Source organism: Sphingomonas sp. Leaf33, from assembly GCF_001421785.1.
In the GTDB taxonomy this organism is placed as follows: domain Bacteria; phylum Pseudomonadota; class Alphaproteobacteria; order Sphingomonadales; family Sphingomonadaceae; genus Sphingomonas.
In genome coordinates, this window is record NZ_LMLB01000001.1 from 1307779 (window position 1) to 1327179 (window position 19401).

The following is a 19401-nucleotide window of genomic DNA, read 5'->3' on the forward strand; positions in this document are numbered from 1 at the left end:
GGGAGGGTGCATCGCTAGCAACCGTCATCCCCGCGCAGGCGGGGATAAATAGTCGCTGAACGTCATGAGACTCATCAACGTCAGCCGGAATTTATCCCCGCCTTCGCGGGGATGACGGTGCAGGGCGTGCGGCGCTCAAGTGATTTGCCTGCCACCTGCCTTCCCCGCTAAAGCCCCCGCCCATGAAACCCGTCATCTACGGCCTGTCCGGCCTATCGCTTACCGCTGACGAGCGCGCCTTTTTCCGCGATGCCGATCCGGTTGGTTACATCCTGTTCGGACGCAATGTGCAGGACCGTGCGCAACTGTCTGCACTGACAGCGGAATTACGCTCGATCACCGGTCGTGACCGGTTGCCGATCCTGATCGATCAGGAGGGTGGCCGGGTTGCCCGGATGAAGCCGCCGGAGTGGCCGGCGTTCCCGGCCGGGCCGGCGTTCGACGCGCTCTACGACACGGCACCCGCCTCGGCCATCGCGGCGGCGCGCGCCAACGGCGAGGCGCTGGGCGCGATGCTGGCGGAGGTCGGCATCACCGTCGATTGCGCGCCGATGCTCGACCGCCGCTTCCCCGGCACGGTATCTGCCATCGCCGACCGCGCGTATGGCGGCGATGCGATGCAGGTTGCCGCGCTCGGCCGTGCGATGCTCGATGGACTGGCGGCCGCCGGCGTCGTCGGCGTCGTCAAGCACATGCCGGGCCATGGCCGCGCGGGCGTTGACAGCCATTACGAACTGCCCGTCGTCGATGCCTCGGACGCCGATCTGGAGGAGGATATCCGTCCGTTCCGGACGCTCGCCCGCGCAACCATGGGCATGACCTGCCACGTCGTGTTCAAGGCGTGGGACGCCGACCGGCCCGCAACACTGTCGCCGACCGTCATCGCCGAGATCATCCGCGGCCGGATCGGCTTCGACGGGCTGCTGATGACCGACGACATCGACATGAAGGCGCTGTCGGGCACCGCAGGCGAAAAGGCTGAAGCCGCGCTGGCGGCCGGTTGCGACATCGTGCTCGATTGCTGGGCGCGAATGGACGAGATGGTCGAGATCGCCGCGCGGATCGGTGATATCTCGGACGCGGCACAAGCCCGGCTGGACCGCGCGATGGCGAGCGTACCGGCCTCCAGCCGCGTCGATTTCGCCGAAGCGATCGCGCGGCGGGACTCGTTCCTCGCGCTTGCGTGAGGCGACGTCGCCCTGCTTAACTCGCCTGCGATGACCGCGGCCGATCCCGATACGCTGACGCTAGACCTCGACGGGTGGGAAGGGCCGCTGGACCTGCTGTTGGCGCTCGCGCGCAACCAGAAGGTCGACCTCAAGGTCATCTCGATCCTGGCGCTGGTCGAGCAGTATCTCGCCTTCCTCGACCAGGCCCGGTCGCTGAAGCTGGAGGTCGCGGCCGATTATCTCGTGATGGCGGCCTGGCTCGCCTATCTCAAATCCGCGCTGCTGCTGCCACGCAATCCGGAAGAAACGCCAAGCCCCGAGGATATGGCTCTGCGCCTGCAACGCCGGCTCGAGCGGCTGAACGCGATGCGCGAGGCAGGCGCGCGGCTGGTGGCGCGCGACCGGCTGGGCCGCGATGTCTTCCTGCGCGGCACGCCCGAAGGGCTGCGCACCGTCCGCCACGCCACCTGGGAGGCCGAGATCTACGACCTGATCGCCGCCTATGGCCGCATCAGCGCGCGGTCGCGCCCGGTCATGCATGTCGTCGCCCACCGCGACGTCATGACGCTGGACGAGGCACTGGCGCGGGTGTCCGAGTTGATCGGCATGAGGGTTGATTGGGCAACGATCGAGAGTTTGGTCCCGTCGAGCGCTATCGGCGACTATCGCAAGTCGGCGGTCGCCTCCAGCTTCGTCGCGGTGCTCGAACTCGCCAAGCAGGGGCGGGCGGAGCTGCGCCAAGTATCACCCTTCGCCCCGCTGTACGTGCGGGCGGCATCATGACGCAGGGCGAATCGCTGGTGCGGGCGGTAGAGGCCGTGCTGTTCGCCGCCGAGACTCCGCTGACCATTCACGATATCCGCCTCCATGTCGGTACGCAGGCGGACGTGGGCGGCGCATTGGCGATGCTTCTCGAGCGCTATGCGGGGCGGGGCATCGAACTGGTCGAGCGCGGCGGCCGCTGGCATTTCCAGACCGCCGCCGACCTCGCCCACCTGCTGCGCCGAGACCGCGAGGAGACGCGGCGGCTGAGCCGGGCGGGCATCGAGACGTTGGCGATCATCGCCTATCACGAACCCGTCAGCCGCGCGGAAATCGAGGCGATCCGCGGGGTTCAGGTCGCCAAGGGCACGCTCGACGTGCTGCTGGAGGCAGGCTGGATCCGCCCCGCCGGCCGCCGCGAAGTTCCGGGGCGCCCGCTGACCTATGCGACGACGGCAGGCTTTCTCAGCCACTTCGGCCTCGCCACCCGCCGCGACTTGCCGGGGCTGGACGACCTGCGCGCGGCCGGCCTGCTCGACCCCATCGACCTGGCCTTCGAGAATGCCGTGGAAAAGGACGACGACAGCGACTAGATGACGATCAACCTAAGGAGTTGATCATGGGTAGCATGAGTCTGGTTCACTGGCTGGTCGTCGCCGTGATCGTTATCCTGTTGTTCGGCGGCAGCCGGTTCTCGAACATGATGGGCGACGTCGCCAAGGGCATAAAGCAGTTCAAGAAGGGCATGGCCGAGGACGACGATACGCCGTCGACCAAGGAGCCGACCCGGATCGAGGCGCAGAAGGCCGCTGAGCCCGCCTACAAGCCCGAGGTCGAACGCGTCCGCGAAGACCGCTGATCCGTTCCCGCGTGATCGAAGCGCGTCATACCATTCCCGTTCGCCCTGAGCGTGTCGAAGGGCTGCACTTCTTCGGATGCGAAGAAGGACAGGGCTTTGACACGTCCGGCCCGAACAGGGTCGGTGCAGGGCTTTACTTCTAGATGTTCGACGTAGCTCCTACCGAACTGCTGCTGGTCGCGATCGTCGCGCTGCTGGTGATCGGACCGAAGGATTTGCCCAAGGCGATGCGGTTTGTCGGCAAGTGGGTCGGCAAGGCGCGCGGTGTCGCGCGGCAATTCCGTTCGGGCTTCGATTCGATGGTGCGCGAGGCGGAACTGGCCGAGATGGAGAAGAAGTGGGCGGAGGAAAATGCGCGCATCATGCGCGAGCATCCGATGACGCCGACCCCCGCCGCGCTGCCGGCGCCGCAGGACACGCCCGACGCACATACCCCCGGACAGCCGCCGGTGTTCGGCACGGAATCGCCCGAACCCATGGCTGACGGCGAGCATCCGCCGGTGATGGTCGAGAAGCCCGTCGTCGAGCCTGCCGCTCCTGCCCCTTCCGGCGACACTCCGCCGCCGCCTGCCGACAAGACCCCGTCATGAGAGATATCGACGACACCCAGGCCCCGCTGCTCGACCATCTGATCGAGCTGCGCCGCCGCCTGCTGTATTGCGTCATCGCGGTCGTGCTGGGCTTTACCGTCTGTTTCTATTTCGCGCGGCCGATCTTTTCGTTCCTGGTCCATCCGCTGGTCCAGGCGGGACAGAACAAGATCTTCTTCACCCAGCTGTTCGAAGCGTTCTTCGTGCAGATCAAGGTGGCGTTCTTCGCCGCGATGATGCTCGCTTTCCCGATCATCGCGATGCAGCTGTGGCAGTTCGTGGCGCCGGGGCTGTACAAGAACGAGAAGAAGGCACTGCTGCCGTTCCTGCTGGCGACGCCGGTGCTGTTCACCATGGGGGCGGCGCTCGCCTATTACATGGCGATCCCGATCGCGGTGCACTTCCTGTTGAGTTATCAGGGTGACCTGGGCGGCGTGCAGCAGGAAGCGATTCCGACAGTCGGCCCGTATCTGTCGTTCGTCATGCAGTTCCTGTTCGCGTTCGGCATCTCGTTCCTGCTGCCGATCCTGCTGATGCTGCTGGAGCGCGCCGGCATCGTCACGCGCAAGCAACTGATCGGCGCGCGCCGTTACGCGATCGTCGGTGCGTTCGGCATAGCTGCGGTGCTGACGCCGCCGGATGTCGGGTCGCAGCTCATGCTCGCGATCCCGCTAATCCTGCTCTACGAAATCGCGCTGATCGGCATCTGGTTTACCGAACGCAAGCGCGCGAAGGTGGCGGCTACGGTCGACGCCTGACGCTCAGGACGCGCACAAAAAAATGGGCCGCGATCCGGGTATGGATCGCGGCCCATTTTTGCCTGTGAGGGCCGATCGGCTTACTTCGACTTGTCGGCCGTCTTAGCGACGGTGCTGCCCGCCGAGGCAACGTCCTTGCCGACGCCTTCGACGGTGTTGCAGGCGCTTACGGCCAAGGCACCGACGAGGGTCAGCGCGGTCAGGATCTTACGCATGGAAGGTCACTCCCGAAAATGGTTGCGCTCGCTCAATGATCGAGGTCGGCCTTCGTTCCCGTGCCGCGGCCGGCGACGGTCGGAAAACCACGATACCAATAATTTTGAGAAGAGCCCCGGAAAGAATTTAGGCCCGGAAGCGTCACCGGGGGGGGGGGGGGGGTGGACGCTTCCGGGCCTATGTCTTGGATAGCGAGAGCGGGGGGGCATAAGGTCGCTATCCGTCTTGCAGAACGGCCCGTCGTGTCCGCGGTTCCGAAACCGATTCAAAAAATCTGAGCAGAGGCGCGCTTCAGTCGCGGCCGACGACGGCGATGACGACTTCAAACGCGCCGACCAGCGGGTCGTGGTGCAGCTTCGTGCGCAATTGACGCGACAGGCCCTCGATCACGCGGCCATAGCGCGTCGCCAGCAGGTCGCGCAGCGCGTCGCCTTCGACCAGCGCGGGCGAATTGATCCGCAGGATCGCGCGATCCTCCGACGCCGGGTCGGCTTTCAGCGAAATCCGTACCTGCGACGCCGGCGCGATCGTCATCGCCAGCTCGACCAGCTCGGTCGTCAGGAAGGCGACCGCGACGGCGGTATCCTGGCTGACATAAAACGGATCGATGTCGAGCACGAGCGCGATGCGCGCGCCGCCCTCGGGTGCAGTGGCGCGCAGGTTGGCGGACAGTTCGCCCAGCACTGATCGCAGGCCGAGACCCCGGTTGATCTCCATTTCCGCGAAGTGATGGCGGTGAACGACCGCCAGCGCATCGACGCGCCGCTGGATCGAGGCATAGGCCGCGCTCGCGTCCTTCGACTTCGATCCACGAGCGTGGAAATTAATCAGGCTCGCAATGACTTGCAGGTTGTTCTTGACGCGATGATGCACCTCACGCGTCAAACGGGTCTGGCGGACGAGCCCTTCCGCTAGGTCACTTTCGTGCGCCTGGACGGTGCGCCCGAGCCCGAGGAACGCCTGATCGAGCTCGCGGATTTCATGCGCCGGCACCGCACCGATCGAGATCACGTCGAACGAGCTGCCGGGCCGATATTGCACGACGCTGGTGCGCAGCCGCCTGAGCGGGCGGATCAGCATCCGGTCGACGACGAACCAGCCCACGCTGGCGGCAACCGCCCACATCAGCAGCGGCAGCAGCATCGCGATCAGCACCGGCGATGTGATCGGCGTGCTCGCCATCGTCATCGTCAGTTCCAGGTCGGACAGGCCGACCGGAATGGTCAGGCTGTCGCGGCGTGCCAGCAGCGGACCGTCGAGCCGGCGCAGCTGCAATACCGCCTGGTCGTCGTGCAGCTCGGCGCCATATTCGGGCACGAAGCCACTCGGCCGGCTGAGCGCGGTCAGGAAGGCGGTCGGGAAGAAGGCGGTCGCGCGTGCCTGCCCGCCCGATCCGCGGACGGTCAGCGTCAGCCCGCGATCGGGCGTGATCGTGGTGGCAACCGCAGCGCCGTCCGATGCGTCGGCGGGGGGTACGTCGCTCCCGCATCGCAGGCGACCGGCGGCGTCGTGTATCCCGAAGGCCCCGCCGGCACCCAGATCGGGCGCGAATACGCCGCGCACCCGGGCACAGCTCAGCGCGTCAGCGGGATCGCGCTCGATCGCGTCGAGCGCCGAGCGCAGCGCGGTCATGTCGCCGACCAACTCGATCGTCATCGTGCGCGCCGCTTCGGCCGTCGCGACCCTCAGGCGCGCCTGATTCTCGCCGTCGGACACGCGCGTCGTCTGATAGGCGGCAAAGGTGATGATCAGCGCGAACGGCAACAGCGCCACGCTCAGGATCAGGAAGAGTTTGGCGCCGGTCGGCAACCGGGCAAACCGGCCGTTCGGCACCAGGGCCGGTTGCGCAAGCGAGGCGTCCGTCATCCGCGGCGGACTATCCCAGCTTCTTCAGCAATTCCAGCATCTCGTCGGGAACGGTTTCGGACGCGGCGTCATGATAGACCGCGCGCAATGCCTCACCGACATCGCGTTCCTGTCCACCACCCTTGCCGCCGTTCTGCCGAGGCGTCTTGTCGTCGTCCGTCTTGGAAGCCACCTCGTCCCCCTGAGCGTCCCGATGTATCGGGACGGATACGCGAACCAAAAAAAATAAGCCCGGCAAGACCTTGGCGGGCATTCTGTCCGGTATGTGCGCATATCCGGATTGGAACGGCGATGAAACCAAAGACCGCCTCGTTTGTTCCAGTGCTTGCGAAATATCGGGGAGGGGGCCGACAAGCGGCTTTCTAGACGATTGCAAAGGACCGGGCGCCGCCACACGTTGGGCGTCCCATTAGGAGTTTCGATCGAACATGTCGCTTGGACAGCAGCTCTCGCCGCACCTCCCTTTCCTGCGGCGCTATGGCCGTGCATTGACCGGCAGCCAGTCCGAAGGCGATCAGTACGTCCGCGCGACCCTGGAAGCGATCGTCGCGGCGCCAGAGGAATTCCCCAAGGATGTCGACCCTCGCCTGGGGCTCTATCGCACCTTTCAGGCGATCTGGTCGTCGACGCACGCCGACAATCGCGCCCTGCCCGAAGACGATGGGTCCAGCGGTCACGAAGCGATCGCTCGACGCCGCCTCGCCCGCGTCGCCCCGCTGTCGCGCCAAGCACTGCTGCTGACCGCGATGGAAGGTTTCTCGACCGAAGATACCGCGTATCTGATCGACGCGACCCCGGAAGAGGTCGACGATCTGGTGACCGACGCTCTGTCGGAAATCGACAAGCAGACCCGCGCCCGCGTCCTTATCATCGAGGATGAGCCGATCATCGCGATGGACATCGAATCGATCGTCCGCGACCAGGGCCACGAAGTCACCGGCGTCGCAGTGACGCGTGACGAAGCGGTCGCGCTGGCGATGGAGGATCGTCCAGGTCTGGTGCTCGCCGACATCCAGCTGGCCGACGACAGCTCGGGCATCGATGCGGTGAAGGACATCCTGGCCGAATTTAACGTGCCGGTCATCTTCATCACCGCCTTCCCCGAGCGCCTGCTGACTGGCGAGCGACCGGAGCCGACGTTCCTCATCACCAAGCCGTTCCAGCGGTCGACGGTGAAGGCGGCGATCAGCCAAGCGTTGTTCTTCGATGAAGCGACGGTGCCGGTGGCCTGAGGCTGCCGGTTACGAGAAAATTACGGACCCAAAACGGTCCTGGGGGGTTGACCGCTTATGTCGAACCATATCGATTCCGAAGGTCATCAGCATATCGACACCAATCGCGCCCGTGCCGGCGCGACGCCCGGAATGACGCGGTATATCCTCGGCATTTCGCTGGTGCTTGTAGTGGTGATCTTCGCCCTGATCTATTTCCTGACCTGACGAACGGGATAATTTGCGCCGTTCCTCGCAATCGAGCGGCGGCGCATTATGTTTGAGACCCGTTCCCGATCGGACTTCCATGATACAGACCGCGCATGATCACGACGAGACCGGCTCGGCCGCGCCTGCGGAGCCGGTGCCGCACGTCGCGCTCAGCGATCCCGAATTCAAGGCGCAGCTGGCGCTGGTCATTCCTCATCTGCGCGCGTTCGGCCGCTCGCTGTCGGGCAGTCGCGATCTGGCGGACGATCTGGTGCAGGAAACGCTGCTGAAGGCGTGGGCCGCGCGCCAGCGCTTTCAGGCCGGCACCAATATGCGTGCCTGGACCTTCATCATCCTGCGCAACCTCTACCTCTCCCAGATGCGCCGCGCGCGGTTCAAGGGCGAGTGGGACGATCTGGTCGCCGACCGCCTGCTGGCGGCTCCCGCCAGTCAGGATCGTCACGTTGAGTTGACCGACATGCAGCGCGCGCTGCTTCATCTGCCGCAGCCGCAGCGCGAGGCGCTAATCCTCGTCGGGGCCGGGGGCTTCGCCTATGAGGAAGCGGCCGACATTTGCGGTGTCGCGGTCGGTACGATCAAGAGCCGTGTCGCGCGCGGGCGTGTGGCGCTGGAAAGCATCCTGACCGAAGGTCGGCTGCCATCACGGCGCGAACACAAGGACGGCGACAAGAGCGCGCTCGATTCGATCATGGATGAGGTCGACGATCTGAGCCGTGATCAGCGTAACTAGGTGATCGTCAGCAGGGTATGTTTCCCCGGACCGTGGATTGCCTAGTGGTCGCGGCTGCGCGGTGCGTCGTTGAGTTTCCCGAGTAATGTCAGCATATCGTCGGGTAGCCGGCTGTCACGGTAGGCCGTGCGCAACGCCGAGCCGACCGCGTCGCTGCTACGCGGCGACGCGACGACATAAGGGGCATTCGTATCGTGCGCAGCGGGAACCATGGCGCTAAAACTCGCCAGCTAACGATTTGTTGCCGATCTCGTGCGGAACGGCGACGGGCTGTGGCAAAGCTATGACAGGCGTCGCTCTGCCCGTACGAGCGCTGTCCGATGCCCTTGCGGCAGCCGAGGCTGGCTCCGACTTTCTCGCCAACATCATCCGGCGCGATCCCGATGTCGTGGCGGAACTGGAACACTGGCTGGCCGATCCGCTTGCGTTGCTGGATGCGGTCGCCGACGAACCGCCCGCGCGCGGATTGCGCCTGGCGCGGCGGCGGCTGGCGCTGGTCGTCGCGATCGGCGACCTGTCGGGCCGCTACGACCTGACCCGCATCACGCAGACTCTGAGCGATTTCGCCGACCGCGCGCTCGACCGCGCGATCCGCATCGCAGTGGCCGAGCGGGTACCGGGGGCGCCGACCGACGGGTTCGCCGCGATCGCGCTTGGCAAGCAGGGTAGCCGAGAACTAAATTATTCGTCCGATATCGACCCCATCCTGATCTTCGATCCCGCGACGCTGGCTCACCGTGAGCGGGACGACGTGGACGACGCGGCGGTGCGAGTCGGGCGGCGCGCGGTCGAGCTGCTCCAGGCGCGCGACGGCGACGGTTATGTCCTGCGCGTCGACCTGCGGCTGCGCCCGTCGCCCGAAGTCACGCCGATCGCGCTGCCGGTCGAGGCCGCGATCGGCTATTATGAATCGCAGGCGCTGCCGTGGGAGCGCGCCGCCTTCATTCGCGCACGGTCCTGTGCCGGCGACCAGGCGCTCGGCGCGAGCTTCCTGACCGCGATCCGGCCGTTCGTCTGGCGGCGCGCGCTCGATTTCGGGACGATCGGCGAAATCCGCGGTATCTCGCGCCGCATCCGCGACCACCATGCGCAGGGGCAGGCGTTCGGCCCCGGCTTCGACCTGAAGCGCGGCCGCGGCGGTATCCGCGAAGTCGAGTTCTTCGCGCAGATCCACCAGCTGATCCACGGCGGGCGCGAACCGGCTCTGCGCACGCCCGCCACACGCGATGCCCTGGCCGCGCTGGCCGCAGCGGGCCGGATCGACCCCGACGATGCGCGGGCGCTGGCCGAGGCCTACACCCTGTTCCGCACGATCGAGCACCGCGTGCAGATGGTCGACGATCGCCAGACCCATGTCCTGCCGAAGCAGCTCGAGGCGCTGGACCGTGTCGCGCGGCTGCACGGGGTCCGCGACGGCGCCGAGCTGCTCGGCCTGCTGCGTCCGCATGTCGAGCGGGTGGGGCGGGTCTATGACGCACTGGATGGCGATCGGCCGACGCAGGTGCCGGTTGCCGCTATCGCCACCGCGGACGCCGACACCGGCCGCTTTGCCGATCCCGCGGCGGCCGAGGCGCGGATCGCCAGCTGGCGCGACGGCCGCTATCCGGCGCTGCGCAGCGAAGCCGCGCGCGAGGCGCTGACAGCGGTCCTGCCCGCGCTGATCGCCGCGATCGGCGACGCGCCCGATCCCGACCGCGCGTTGCTGCGGCTCGACGCGACCTTCGCGCGGCTGCCGACCGCGATCAACGTCCTGCGGCTGATTGCGGCGCGCCCGGCGCTCCTCGCGTTGCTGGCGACGATCCTGGCGCACGCCCCGACGCTCGCCGACCAGCTCGGCCGCCGCTCCGACCTGCTCGACGGGCTGATCGATGCATCGGCGCTCGATCTACCCGGCGACGTGCCGGCGCTGGCGGCGGAGATGCGCGCCGGCGAACGCGGCGACGATTACGAACGCGAACTCGACCGCGTGCGCAAGGTGGTGAACGAAAAACGCTTTGCTCTGGGCGCGCAGATCCTGGCTGGCGCCAGCGACCCGCTCGACGTGTCGGCCGGCTACGCCCGCGTGGCGGAAGGGGCGATCGATGTGCTGGCAAGTGCGGCGGTCGCAGCGTTCGTCGCGGTCCACGGGCGCGTGCCCGACAGCGAACTCGTCATCCTGGCGCTCGGCCGGATGGGCGGCGCGCAACTGACCCACGCGTCGGACCTCGACCTGATCTACCTCTTCACCGGCGATTTCGCGAGCGAGTCGGACGGAGCCAAGCCGCTCGGCGCGGTGCTCTATTACAATCGCCTGGCACAGCGGGTGTCGGCCGCGCTGTCGGTGCCGACCGCCTCGGGGCCGCTCTACGAGATCGATACGCGCCTGCGACCCTCGGGCGTGTCGGGGCCGCTGGTCGTCTCGCTCGACGGGTTCGAACGCTACCAGCGCGAGAGCGCCTGGACGTGGGAGCATATGGCGCTCACCCGCGCACGGCCCATTTTCGGATCGGCTGCGGCGCGTGTTGCGGTGCAGGCGATCATCGACCGAGTACTGCTGGGAGACCGGCCGGAGCGCGACGTGCGCGCCGATGCGGCCAAGATGCGCGCCGACATGGCCGCGCACAAACCGCCGTCGGGCCCGCTCGATGCCAAGCTGCTGGAGGGCGGGCTGGTCGATCTGGAGTTCGCCGTCCACGTCCTCCAGCTGGTCCATCGCACCGGGTTCGACCCGCATCTGGGGCGCGCGATCGACGCGCTGGTCGCGGCCGGGCTGATCGACGGGGCCATGCGCGACGCGCATGATTTCCTGACCCGCCTGCTGGTCACCGCACGGCTGGTTGCCCCCGATGGCCAGCCGCCGTCCGAGGCGACGCGCGCGCTGCTCGCCCGCGCGCTCGGGCTGGACGATTTCGACGCGGTACTGCAGCGGCTCGATACTGTTCGCCAAGCCGTCCGCACGGCCTGGGCCGACGCACGAGGAGACGACATGTGACCGAAGGTGATGCGATTCCCGATCTGACGCTGGCCAGCGCAGACGGCCCGATCCGGCTGGCCGACTACGGCGGCAAGCCCTTCGTGCTGTATTTCTATCCTAAGGACGACACGCCGGGCTGCACCCGCGAGGCGCAGGATTTCTCTGCGCTGGCCGACGACTTCGCCGCTGCCGGTGTCGCGTTGCTCGGCGTGTCGAAGGACCCGCCCGCCAAGCACGCGAAGTTCGCCGCCAAGCACGGCCTGTCCGTCCCGCTCGCCAGCGACGATGACGATGGCACCGTGCTGAACGCGTTCGGTGCCTGGGTGGAAAAGAGCCTGTACGGCAAGAAATACATGGGCATCGACCGCTCGACCTTCCTGTTCGGTGCCGACGGCACGCTCGCCAAGGCGTGGCGCAAGGTGAAGGTCCCCGGTCATGCGGAAGCCGTGCTTGCGGCCGCCAAGGCGCTGTGAGCCATGACGGCGTGACCAGCATCGCCGCTGCGGTCCGCGGCGTCCTGCTGGCCGGCGAGCCGCGCGAGAAGATCCGTCTGGCGCGCGCCGCTGCGCGCGACTGGCGGCTCGGGCGGCTTACCCATGTCTTCGATGTCGTGATGCCCGATCGCCCGGCGCGGCCCGAGCGGCCCGAACTGCTGCCGCCCAGCCGGATGCCGAAGCGCGGGAAGGGCGGGTCGGAGCGGGGCCGCACCGCGCTGATCCACGCGCTCGCGCACATCGAATTCGGCGCGATCGACCTGGCGTTCGATGTCGTGGGTCGCTTCGGACAGGCCTTTCCGCGGGGTTTCGTCGACGACTGGATGGCGGTCGGCGCGGACGAGGCGATGCATTTCGCGCTGCTCGACCGGCGGCTGCGCGCGTTCGGCAGTGTCTACGGCGCGATGCCCGCGCACGACGGCCTGTGGGAGGCCGCGAGCGATACGGCACGGGATGCGCTCGCGCGTCTCGCGGTCGTGCCGATGGTGCTGGAGGCGCGGGGGCTGGACGTAACCCCGGCGACGCGCGACCGCTTCGCCGCGGTCGGCGACACCGCGACAGCCGCGATCCTGGATCGCATCCTGAACGACGAAGTCCGCCATGTCGCGGCGGGGTCGCGCTGGTTCGGATTCGGCTGCGCGGCGCAAGGACTTGACCCGATCACGACGTGGCACGACCGCGTCCGGCGTCATTTTCGCGGGACGATTAAGCCGCCGTTCAACGACTCGGCGCGCGAGACTGCCGGTCTGACGCGCGATTACTACGCGGCTATTGCTCAGACTTAAGCTTGCCGGCATCCCCACGATCGTCAGGAAGCGGAGGGGGCTCCAAATTTTGACACGGTGTTTCTCGTTCGCGCTTCAGGGCGCGCGGGCGCTTTGGAAGTGTGGGGATCGATGACCTTTTCGACGTTCACGGGCCAGATTGCTCGAACCTGTCTGTTCGCCGCCGCGGTAGCCATGCCGGCGCTGGCCCAGGCCGAAACCAAGCCCGCGGTCGGCGGCCCGTTTGAAACCGTCGCCGCAGCCGAAACCGGCACGACGACAGCCGCCAGCGACCAGCAGTTCCAGGCGCTGTTCCAGACCTGGAAGAAGCTCGACACCACCGAATCCACCGTTATCTCCATCCCCTCCGCCCATCCTGTCGCCAGCCTGTCGTTCACCAGCAACTTCGGTGTCCGTTCGGACCCGTTCCGCGGTACCGCCGCGATGCACGCCGGCGTCGATATCCCCGGTCCGATCGGGACTCCGGTCTACGCGACCGCCGACGGCGTCATCGGCCGCGCCGAGCGCGCCGGCGGCTATGGCAACCTGGTCGAGATCAACCATGGCAAGGGTATCGAGACCCGCTACGGCCACCTCTCGAAGATTCTGGTCGCACCGAACACCCGCGTGTCGCGCGGCCAGCTGATCGGCCTGATGGGCTCGACCGGTCGCTCGACCGGCAGCCACCTGCACTACGAAGTCCGCATCGACGGCCACGCCGTCAACCCGACGCCGTATATGCAGGTCGCCAGCATGACCACGCTGCCGTCGATGGATGCGGCGGGTGGCGTCGGCGGACCGTCGTCGGCCGACCACTGAGGTTGTCTGGACTGCTCGGGCATCCTATCTCGCTCGACATGGCCACAGCCTTTCCTGACATAACCCTGACCCCGTCCGCTGCGGCGCGGGTTGCCGCGATCGCGGTCCGCCAGAACAAGCCTGCGATCCTGCGCCTCGCCGTCGACGGCGGCGGCTGTTCCGGCTTCCAGTACAAGTTCGAGCTGGCCGATGCGCCGGCGGCCGAGGACACCACCGCCGAAACCGATGGCGTGCGGCTGGTGGTCGATGCGATCAGCCTGGACCTCGTGCGCGGCGCCAGCGTCGATTATGTCGAGAGCCTGGGTGGCGCAGCATTCCGCGTGACCAATCCCCAGGCCGCGTCGGGCTGCGGCTGCGGCTCCAGCTTCTCCGTCTGATGCGGATCGTCAGCTACAACGTCAACGGGATCAAGGCCCGGCTGCCGCGGCTGCTAGAATATCTCGACGAGGCGAAGCCCGACGTGGTCTGCCTGCAGGAACTCAAGTCGTCCGACGACACGCTGCCGCTCAAGGATATCGAGGCGGCCGGTTACGGCGCGGTCTGGCACGGGCAGAAGGGCTTCAACGGCGTCGCGATCCTTGCGCGCGACGCGCAGCCGGTGGAGCGGCAGAAGGGCCTGGCCGGCGAACCCGACGACGACCACAGCCGCTATATCGAGGCGGAGGTGAACGGCGTGGTGATCGCGTCGATCTACCTGCCCAACGGCAACCCGCAGCCGGGGCCGAAGTTCGATTACAAGCTGCGCTGGATCGACCGCCTTGCCGCTCGCGCGCAGGCGCTGCTGGCAGAGGAATTGCCGGTCGTACTCGCGGGTGATTACAACGTCATACCGAACGACGACGACACCTTCTCCGTCCGCGTGATGCAGGACGATGCCCTGATGCAGCCCGAAAGCCGCGCCGGATACCGCGCACTGCTCGCCCAGGGCTGGACCGACGCGCTCCGCACGCAGCACCCGCGCGGGGGCGTGTGGACGTTCTGGGACTACCAGGCCGGTGCGTGGCAGCGCGATGCGGGCTTCCGAATCGACCATCTGCTGCTCAGCCCGCAAGCGGCGGACCGCTTCGTCGGTGCCGGCGTCGACAAGGATTATCGCGGCCGGGAAAAGGCCAGCGATCACGCACCGACCTGGGTGATGCTCCAGTAGAAACCCCCGGCGCCCCGGCGCGTATGCGAGCACCAACTTCTACGGTCAGCGGACAACTTCGGGGTCCGGGCGGCGCTGGGGTCGATCCGCTGGACGCCAACCGAGCCGGACGGGCGGGCGGGGCACGCGCCTCCACCCGCCGCTCACAGATCCTTGCCGTACACCTGATAGACCTTGTTCACCCGGCTATCGATGGTCTCGGCGATCGAGCGCATCCCCTGGTTGTCGTCGAGGATCCAGCCGATCTCGCCGCGCGTCGCGCCGTAGCGCTGGACGGAGGCGCGGCGGATATATTCGATCATCATAAAGGCGAGTTGGCTGGCCATCCGTGATGATTGCAGTTCCTTCACCACGCCCATCAGCGGGACACGCATCGTGCGCACCTTCGGGCGCCGCAGCCACAGCAACAGCTTGGCCCAGCCGAAGGGCAGCAGGCTGCCGTTCAGTGGCTTGATCGCTTCGTTGAGATCGGGGAGGGTGATCATGAACGCGACCGGCTTGCCGTCCAGCTCGGCGATGCGGATCAGGTCGTTGAACACGATCGGCTTCAGCTTGACGCCGACGTCCTTGATCTCGGGCGGGGTCAGGGGAACGAAGCCCCAATTGTCCGACCATGCGTCGTTCAGGATGTGGAGGATGATCGCGGCTTCTTCCTCGAACTTCGACTTATCGACCTCACGCACGCGGATGCGCTCGTTGCGCTCGCCCGACTGGATGATCCGCCGCACGATCGGCGGAAATTCCTGGGTAATGTCCAGCTCGTAGGTCAGCAGCTGCTTGACGCCGGTGTAGCCCGCAGCCTCGATCCAGCCGCGATATTCGGGCTTGGCATGGCCCATCATGATCGTCGGCGCATGGTCGAAGCCTTCGATCAGAAGACCCGGCTCTTCCCAGATCGACATCGAGACCGGGCCGAGTGCGCGGCTCATGCCCTGGCCGCGTAGCCAATCTTCGGCGGTCGCGATCAGCCGCGCGGCGACATCGCCGTCGACCGCGTCGAACAGGCCCCATTGCCCGACGCCGGGGCCAAAGCCCTGTTCCGCCGGCATGGTCAGCGCCAGCGTGTCGATGTGCGCCGAAATCCGCCCGACCAGCGCACCGTCGCGCTCGGCCAGGAACAGCTGCGCCTTCGCGTGGCTGAACCAGCCGTTCTTTTCCGGCAGCAACAGACCCAGTGCCTCGCCCTTCAGCGGCGGAACCCAGTTGGGGTCGTCGGCGTACAGGCGGAACGGCAGGTCGACGAAGCGCTTGTAATCGGCCTTCGACGAGATCGGACGGATGGTGATGTCGGCCATTGGAGGCTTTCGGTATTGCGGCTTTGCGGCGCCGATGTGACGGGCGCAATCGATCATAGCAAGCGAGTTTTCCGCGCACGCTGCCCCTCGTATCGCCACCATGCAGCCACTATTTTCAGGCAATGGACCAGGTTATGACCACGACTGCCACTCTCGACCGCCGGGCACCGGGTGCCTGGGCCGGAGTCCAGCCGCGCGCCGCAGCGGACAGGATCGTCGACGACAAGACGCTGCTGCGCACCGCGGCCGAACTGGCGCGCGATCTGCACGCGGCCAATCCGAAGATATACTGGGCGGACATGCTGGCGTCGGCCTTCATCGGCTATGCCGGACTGGCGGGCGCGATCCTGGCACCGTCGCTCGGCCTGGCGATCGCCAGCGGCATCGTTGCGGTCCTGGCGCTCTACCGCGCTGGCAGCTTCATTCACGAAGTCAGCCACATGAAGCACGCACAGGTGCCGGGCTTCCGGGCCGGCTGGAACGCGCTGGTCGGCGTCCCCCTGCTGATCCCGTCGTTCATGTACGAAGGGGTGCATACGCTGCACCATGCCAAGACGCGTTACGGCACCGTCGATGACCCCGAGTATCTGCCGCTGGCGCTGATGAAGCCGTGGTCGGTGCCGCTGTTCGTCGTTGCCTCCGCGCTCGCGCCGATCGCGCTGCTGTTCCGCTTCGCCGTGCTGTCGCCGTTGTCTCTGGCGGTGCCGGCGCTGCGGCGGACGATCGCCGCGCGCTTCTCGGCACTCGCGATCAATCCGGCCTTTCGTCGCCGCGACATGAAGGATGACTATCGCAAGCTGTGGGTCCGCCTAGAAATCGCCACCAGCGCCTGGGCGATCGGCTTGATCGTGCTGGTCATGACGGGCGTGCTGCCGCTGCGCGCGCTTGCGATCTACCTCGGCATCCTGTCGGCGACGATGGTCCTCAATCAGGTCCGCACCCTCGTCGCCCATTTGTGGGAGAACGACGGCGAGCAGATGAGCGTGACCGCGCAGTATCTCGATTCGGTCAACGTGCCCCCGCCGGCGCTCCTGCCGATGCTGTGGGCACCGGTCGGTTTGCGCTATCACGCGCTGCATCACCTGCTGCCGGGCGTGCCGTACCACGCGCTGGGCGAGGCGCACCGCCGCCTGACCGCAACGCTGGAAACTGGTTCGCTGTACCACAAGGCGAGCTATGCCGGGTTGCCCGGTCTGCTCGATCGGCTGGTTCGGTCGACGCTCGGGCGGCGCTGACGTCCGGCTCGAGCCAAGGCTTCAGAATGCCGCGCGCAGGCCCACCGTGACGGTACGCGGTGCGCCGGGCTGGACCCAGAGCTGGGTATAGCTGCTGGCGAACCAGCGCGTGTCGAACAGGTTGCTGACGGTGCCGAACAGCTGCAGCCCCGGCAACAGATCGACCTCGCCGAACACGCGCGCCAGCGTATAGGCGGGCAGGGCGAAGCGTGTGCCCGTCTCGCCCGCGCGAGCGCCGACATGCTGCACCCCGCCGCCGAACGACCCCGCGCGCCCTGCGACCTTTACCGCTTTCGACAGCTGTGCGTTGATCGTGTGGTCGGGAATGTTGATCAGCGGGTCGCCGGGATTGATCCGGAACGAGAAATTGGGATCGAGCACGCCGGACCGCGCCTCGGCATCGATGTAGGCATAGCTCAGCAACGCATCGATGTCGCCGGGCAGTCGCCCTGCAAGGTCGAGCTCGATACCACGGCTGCGCGCTTGGCCGATCGCCACCGAGAAGCCGGGATTGTTGGCATCGCTCGCCAGTACGTTTGCCTTGTCGAGCTGGAATACCGCGACCGTGCCGTTCAATCGCCCGCCGAACGCGGTCAGCTTCACGCCGGCCTCGAGATTCTTGGACGTTTCGGGCGCGAAGATCGTGCCGGCGACGTCGGTGCCGATGTTCGCGCGGAAGCCTTCGCCATAGGCCGCGTATAGCGTCAGCGGTTCGCTCAGCCGATACACCGCGCCGACCTGCGGACTGAAGCGGCTGTCCGATCGTTCGCTCTGCACGCCGGTCAGGCGGTTGTTCACGCGCAGCGAATAGCGGTCGTACCGGCCGCCGACGCGCAGTTGCAGACGGTCGGTTAGCGTGATCTGGTCCTGAGCATAGACGCCGGTCGCGCGCTGCGTGTCGACGCGGTCGGTCTGGCGGCCAGGCACGGGCAGGGGGAAGCGGCCGTAGACCGGGTCGGCGAGATTCAGGATATACCCCGCCGCATCGCTCCCCTGCGCCGCGACCACGGGCGGGCGGAAGCGCAGGAAGAGCTGGTCGTTCTCGAACCGGTCGTGATCCGCGCCGATCAGCACGCGGTGCCGCAGCGCGCCCGTCGTGAAATCGCCCGCCAGTTCGGCCCGGACGACACCGTGCGCGGAATCGTAGCGGCGGGAGCGGCGCTGGCGCGACAGCGATCGTCCGTCGACGAACAGTTTCTGCCGCGACGCGACGGTTTCCGCATCCGACGACGCGCCCGTCAGCAGCGTGTCGCGCAGGCTGCCACCCAGCAGCAGGCTCCACTTGTCGTTGAAGTCGTGCTGGACACGCAGTTGATGCCCGGTCGCGCGGGCGACGGTGGCGCCGTCACCGGGCTCGCCCAGGAAGCGGGTGCGGGGTACGGTGTCGAAATTGCCGTTCAGCACCACGATCCCGCGGTCGAACGGCACGGCCGTGCGCGTCTTTTCGAAGTCGTAGGTGATGCGCGTGTCGGGCCCGATCGCCAGGCCGATCGAGGGCAGGAAACCCCAGCGATTCTGCGACAGCGTGTCACGAAACGAATTGCCTGTCTCGCCATAGCCGATCAGCCGCGCGGTCAGCGTACTCGTCAGCGCGAGGTTCACGTCGCCCTCCGCCCGCCAGCGATCGAAGCTGCCGTACTGCCCCGACACGGTGCCGAAAGTGCGGCCGATCTCGGCCTGCTTGGTGACGATGTTGACGGTGCCGCCGGGCTCGCCGCGCCCGATCAGCGCGGCAGCAGGCCCTTTCAGCACTTCGATCCGGGCGATGCCGGCGGTGTCGCGCTGACCGGCGAAGCCGCGACCGCCATTGAAGCCGTTGACCAGATAGCCGCTGGGCAGGTTCTCGTCGCCGGCAAAGCCGCGCACCGCGAACGCGTCCCACAGGCCGCCGAGCGTATTCTGCCGCGCGATCGAGGCGTTGAGGTCGAGCGCGTCGGTCAGGCGCAGGATCACATTCTGCTCCAGCGTTTCCGCGCTGATCTCGCTGATCGCCTGCGGGATTTCGACGACTGCGAAAGTGCCACGATAGGGCTGGCGCACCCCGGTGACGGTGATCTCGCCGCCCTGGTCCTCCGCGTCGGCTGCAACCGGCGGGGTGTCCGACGTCGGTAGCGCCGAGGCGGGAGACGCGATCAGGGCAACGGCGATCGGACCGGCGTACAGGGAGGGCAGTCGCGTCATGTCGAAAAGTCCTCGGCCAGATCAGGGTCCACCGCGTCAGGACGGGGGTGCTGGGCCATCGCGAACGCGGCACAGAATGTCAATGCAATGTTGCAACATTACATTCAAGCATCAGGGGGTG

The 19401-nt window shown here is 67.0% G+C and carries 21 protein-coding genes; 16 read left to right on the forward strand and 5 right to left on the reverse strand.

Annotated features, from left to right (window positions below; all coding sequences use genetic code 11):
- The first annotated feature begins 182 nt into the window (after positions 1 to 182).
- The 6 genes from nagZ (at position 183) to tatC (ending at position 4138) form a co-directional block, all read left to right on the forward strand.
- A complete protein-coding gene (gene nagZ / locus ASE86_RS06500) occupies positions 183 to 1187 on the forward strand; it encodes a beta-N-acetylhexosaminidase (protein WP_056423813.1) in 1005 nt (334 codons plus the stop codon).
- Between the two features lie 30 nt (positions 1188 to 1217).
- The gene (locus ASE86_RS06505) at positions 1218 to 1952 is read left to right on the forward strand and encodes a segregation and condensation protein A (RefSeq protein WP_056423815.1); all 735 of its coding nucleotides are present in this window, start codon (positions 1218 to 1220) and stop codon (positions 1950 to 1952) included.
- Positions 1949 to 2524 (forward strand): SMC-Scp complex subunit ScpB, encoded by a 576-nt coding sequence (gene scpB, locus ASE86_RS06510; RefSeq protein WP_156347046.1) that lies wholly within the window; start codon positions 1949 to 1951, stop codon positions 2522 to 2524. The genes ASE86_RS06505 and scpB overlap by 4 nt, the downstream gene beginning before the upstream one ends.
- A 26-nt stretch (positions 2525 to 2550) precedes the next feature.
- Positions 2551 to 2790: a twin-arginine translocase TatA/TatE family subunit gene (locus ASE86_RS06515; RefSeq protein ID WP_056423817.1), complete on the forward strand. Its 240-nt coding sequence runs from the start codon at positions 2551 to 2553 to the stop codon at positions 2788 to 2790.
- Positions 2791 to 2933: 143 nt separating this feature from the next.
- Positions 2934 to 3380 carry a Sec-independent protein translocase protein TatB gene (gene tatB / locus ASE86_RS06520; RefSeq protein WP_056423819.1) on the forward strand — a complete coding sequence of 149 codons (447 nt, stop codon included), beginning with the start codon at positions 2934 to 2936 and terminating at the stop codon, positions 3378 to 3380.
- A complete protein-coding gene (gene tatC / locus ASE86_RS06525) occupies positions 3377 to 4138 on the forward strand; it encodes a twin-arginine translocase subunit TatC (protein WP_056423821.1) in 762 nt (253 codons plus the stop codon). Before tatB ends, tatC begins: the two co-directional genes overlap by 4 nt.
- Before the next feature lie 80 nt (positions 4139 to 4218).
- On the opposite strand, the gene ASE86_RS06530 is transcribed toward tatC, so the two are convergent.
- From ASE86_RS06530 to ASE86_RS16205, 3 genes are all read right to left on the reverse strand, one after another.
- Positions 4219 to 4353 carry an entericidin A/B family lipoprotein gene (locus ASE86_RS06530; RefSeq protein ID WP_056423824.1) on the reverse strand — a complete coding sequence of 45 codons (135 nt, stop codon included), beginning with the start codon at positions 4351 to 4353 and terminating at the stop codon, positions 4219 to 4221.
- Positions 4354 to 4645: 292 nt separating this feature from the next.
- On the reverse strand, positions 4646 to 6220 hold the full coding sequence (locus tag ASE86_RS06535; RefSeq protein ID WP_056423826.1) for a sensor histidine kinase: 1575 nt from the start codon (positions 6218 to 6220) through the stop codon (positions 4646 to 4648).
- A gap of 10 nt (positions 6221 to 6230) precedes the next feature.
- Positions 6231 to 6392, reverse strand: a complete 162-nt coding sequence (locus ASE86_RS16205; protein WP_235524007.1) for a NepR family anti-sigma factor — start codon at positions 6390 to 6392, stop codon at positions 6231 to 6233.
- 256 nt (positions 6393 to 6648) lie between these two features.
- Here ASE86_RS16205 and ASE86_RS06540 point away from each other — a divergent pair, with 256 nt between their 5' ends.
- The 9 genes from ASE86_RS06540 to xth all read left to right on the forward strand — a co-directional run bounded on the left by ASE86_RS06540 (position 6649) and on the right by xth (position 14569).
- Positions 6649 to 7452 (forward strand): response regulator, encoded by an 804-nt coding sequence (locus ASE86_RS06540; protein WP_056423827.1) that lies wholly within the window; start codon positions 6649 to 6651, stop codon positions 7450 to 7452.
- 57 nt (positions 7453 to 7509) lie between these two features.
- On the forward strand, positions 7510 to 7659 hold the full coding sequence (locus ASE86_RS16300; protein WP_200911493.1) for a hypothetical protein: 150 nt from the start codon (positions 7510 to 7512) through the stop codon (positions 7657 to 7659).
- 79 nt (positions 7660 to 7738) lie between these two features.
- The gene (locus tag ASE86_RS06545; RefSeq protein WP_056423829.1) at positions 7739 to 8392 is read left to right on the forward strand and encodes a sigma-70 family RNA polymerase sigma factor; all 654 of its coding nucleotides are present in this window, start codon (positions 7739 to 7741) and stop codon (positions 8390 to 8392) included.
- A 283-nt stretch (positions 8393 to 8675) separates the two neighbouring features.
- Complete coding sequence (locus tag ASE86_RS06550; protein ID WP_056423830.1) at positions 8676 to 11363, forward strand: bifunctional [glutamine synthetase] adenylyltransferase/[glutamine synthetase]-adenylyl-L-tyrosine phosphorylase; 2688 nt, start codon at positions 8676 to 8678, stop codon at positions 11361 to 11363.
- Positions 11360 to 11818, forward strand: coding sequence for a peroxiredoxin (locus ASE86_RS06555; RefSeq protein ID WP_056423832.1), 459 nt, complete (start codon positions 11360 to 11362; stop codon positions 11816 to 11818). Before ASE86_RS06550 ends, ASE86_RS06555 begins: the two co-directional genes overlap by 4 nt.
- A complete protein-coding gene (locus tag ASE86_RS06560) occupies positions 11815 to 12624 on the forward strand; it encodes a ferritin-like domain-containing protein (RefSeq protein ID WP_056423834.1) in 810 nt (269 codons plus the stop codon). Before ASE86_RS06555 ends, ASE86_RS06560 begins: the two co-directional genes overlap by 4 nt.
- Before the next feature lie 111 nt (positions 12625 to 12735).
- Complete coding sequence (locus ASE86_RS06565; protein ID WP_082441848.1) at positions 12736 to 13422, forward strand: M23 family metallopeptidase; 687 nt, start codon at positions 12736 to 12738, stop codon at positions 13420 to 13422.
- Between the two features lie 38 nt (positions 13423 to 13460).
- Positions 13461 to 13799 carry an iron-sulfur cluster insertion protein ErpA gene (erpA, locus tag ASE86_RS06570; RefSeq protein ID WP_056423836.1) on the forward strand — a complete coding sequence of 113 codons (339 nt, stop codon included), beginning with the start codon at positions 13461 to 13463 and terminating at the stop codon, positions 13797 to 13799.
- The gene (gene xth, locus ASE86_RS06575; protein WP_056423838.1) at positions 13799 to 14569 is read left to right on the forward strand and encodes an exodeoxyribonuclease III; all 771 of its coding nucleotides are present in this window, start codon (positions 13799 to 13801) and stop codon (positions 14567 to 14569) included. Before erpA ends, xth begins: the two co-directional genes overlap by 1 nt.
- A 143-nt stretch (positions 14570 to 14712) precedes the next feature.
- Here the strand turns inward: xth and ASE86_RS06580 are convergent, their stop codons facing one another.
- On the reverse strand, positions 14713 to 15864 hold the full coding sequence (locus ASE86_RS06580; protein WP_056423840.1) for a hypothetical protein: 1152 nt from the start codon (positions 15862 to 15864) through the stop codon (positions 14713 to 14715).
- 134 nt (positions 15865 to 15998) lie between these two features.
- Between ASE86_RS06580 and ASE86_RS06585 the strand changes: the two genes are divergently transcribed.
- A complete protein-coding gene (locus ASE86_RS06585; protein ID WP_056426722.1) occupies positions 15999 to 17099 on the forward strand; it encodes a fatty acid desaturase family protein in 1101 nt (366 codons plus the stop codon).
- A 21-nt stretch (positions 17100 to 17120) separates the two neighbouring features.
- Here the strand turns inward: ASE86_RS06585 and ASE86_RS06590 are convergent, their stop codons facing one another.
- The gene (locus tag ASE86_RS06590; RefSeq protein WP_056423842.1) at positions 17121 to 19280 is read right to left on the reverse strand and encodes a TonB-dependent siderophore receptor; all 2160 of its coding nucleotides are present in this window, start codon (positions 19278 to 19280) and stop codon (positions 17121 to 17123) included.
- Positions 19281 to 19401 lie beyond the last annotated feature (121 nt).

Coding starts and splice junctions, on each gene's coding strand:
- ASE86_RS06530 (WP_056423824.1), bottom strand. CDS start 4,353: ATGCGTAAGATCCTGACCGCGCTGACCCTCGTCGGTGCCTTGGCCGTA.
- erpA (WP_056423836.1), top strand. CDS start 13,461: ATGGCCACAGCCTTTCCTGACATAACCCTGACCCCGTCCGCTGCGGCG.
- ASE86_RS06590 (WP_056423842.1), bottom strand. CDS start 19,280: ATGACGCGACTGCCCTCCCTGTACGCCGGTCCGATCGCCGTTGCCCTG.
- ASE86_RS06580 (WP_056423840.1), bottom strand. CDS start 15,864: ATGGCCGACATCACCATCCGTCCGATCTCGTCGAAGGCCGATTACAAG.
- tatC (WP_056423821.1), top strand. CDS start 3,377: ATGAGAGATATCGACGACACCCAGGCCCCGCTGCTCGACCATCTGATC.
- nagZ (WP_056423813.1), top strand. CDS start 183: ATGAAACCCGTCATCTACGGCCTGTCCGGCCTATCGCTTACCGCTGAC.
- ASE86_RS06535 (WP_056423826.1), bottom strand. CDS start 6,220: ATGACGGACGCCTCGCTTGCGCAACCGGCCCTGGTGCCGAACGGCCGG.
- xth (WP_056423838.1), top strand. CDS start 13,799: ATGCGGATCGTCAGCTACAACGTCAACGGGATCAAGGCCCGGCTGCCG.
- ASE86_RS06505 (WP_056423815.1), top strand. CDS start 1,218: ATGACCGCGGCCGATCCCGATACGCTGACGCTAGACCTCGACGGGTGG.
- scpB (WP_156347046.1), top strand. CDS start 1,949: ATGACGCAGGGCGAATCGCTGGTGCGGGCGGTAGAGGCCGTGCTGTTC.
- ASE86_RS16300 (WP_200911493.1), top strand. CDS start 7,510: ATGTCGAACCATATCGATTCCGAAGGTCATCAGCATATCGACACCAAT.
- ASE86_RS06585 (WP_056426722.1), top strand. CDS start 15,999: ATGACCACGACTGCCACTCTCGACCGCCGGGCACCGGGTGCCTGGGCC.
- tatB (WP_056423819.1), top strand. CDS start 2,934: ATGTTCGACGTAGCTCCTACCGAACTGCTGCTGGTCGCGATCGTCGCG.
- ASE86_RS06515 (WP_056423817.1), top strand. CDS start 2,551: ATGGGTAGCATGAGTCTGGTTCACTGGCTGGTCGTCGCCGTGATCGTT.
- ASE86_RS06540 (WP_056423827.1), top strand. CDS start 6,649: ATGTCGCTTGGACAGCAGCTCTCGCCGCACCTCCCTTTCCTGCGGCGC.
- ASE86_RS06545 (WP_056423829.1), top strand. CDS start 7,739: ATGATACAGACCGCGCATGATCACGACGAGACCGGCTCGGCCGCGCCT.
- ASE86_RS06565 (WP_082441848.1), top strand. CDS start 12,736: ATGACCTTTTCGACGTTCACGGGCCAGATTGCTCGAACCTGTCTGTTC.
- ASE86_RS06550 (WP_056423830.1), top strand. CDS start 8,676: ATGACAGGCGTCGCTCTGCCCGTACGAGCGCTGTCCGATGCCCTTGCG.